The organism is Acinetobacter rongchengensis (assembly GCF_003611475.1).
Lineage (GTDB): Bacteria > Pseudomonadota > Gammaproteobacteria > Pseudomonadales > Moraxellaceae > Acinetobacter > Acinetobacter rongchengensis.
This window is the reverse complement of sequence record NZ_RAXT01000222.1, coordinates 1-330: the sequence shown is the minus strand read 5'-3', so window position 1 is coordinate 330 and position 330 is coordinate 1. Positions and strand designations below refer to the sequence as shown.

General features: G+C 42.1%; 1 protein-coding gene. It reads left to right on the top strand.

Going from position 1 to position 330, the window contains the following annotated elements; all coding sequences use genetic code 11:
• A partial coding sequence (locus D7V20_RS19970) for a hypothetical protein (protein WP_171407876.1) occupies positions 1-330 on the top strand: 330 nt, incomplete at both ends.

Here is a 330-nt window from a genome sequence, read left to right as displayed (position 1 = left end):
GCGTTGTAATCAATGATGGTGGTGATGGTGTTATCAATCCAACGGATCTTGTAAATGGCAAGGTTACAGCAACAGTTAAACCAACTGAGCCAGTTGAAGAAGGTGACAAAGTCACGATTACACTTCCAAATGGTTCAACCCAAGAAGTTGTGGTTGATGGATCAAATAAAGACGACATCAATACCAACGGTATTGTGGTTGAGTTTGACAAACCAGCTGATGGTACTGATGTTGAATTAACAGCGACAGTGACAGATAAAGCAGGTAATAAATCACCAGAAGGCAGTGATACATCAACAGTCGGTGATACCACAGCACCTACAGCACCAA